This window comes from Rhizobium sp. SVR5-9E, from assembly GCF_056755095.1.
In genome coordinates this window covers 1-279 of the sequence record NZ_JBNDHS010000367.1, presented here as the reverse complement: position 1 = coordinate 279, position 279 = coordinate 1, and the positions used below count along the sequence as shown (strand labels likewise).

General features: G+C 65.9%; 1 protein-coding gene. It reads left to right on the top strand.

The annotated features are described in order from the left end of the window. On the top strand, positions 1 to 279 hold a 279-nt coding region (locus ACPYOJ_RS35210; protein ID WP_481420364.1), incomplete at both ends, for an Ig-like domain-containing protein.

The following is a 279-nucleotide window of genomic DNA, read 5'->3' as shown; positions in this document are numbered from 1 at the left end:
GGTCACGGCTGACGGCACCGGTGCCTGGACGTTCACCCCTGACACCGCGCTCGGCGAAGGGCCTCACGCCTTCACCGTTACCGCCACCGATCCACAGGGCAACGTCAGCCAGGTGTCTAACGGCTGGAACGTCGTGGTTGACCTGACGGCGCCAACGGTTCCAACGCTGGATACGGTTAACGACAATGCCCCTGGCGGCGTGACCGGCAACCTCACCAGCGGGCAAGTCACCAACGACACCACCCCGACGATCGGCGGCACCGGACAACCGGGCAGTAC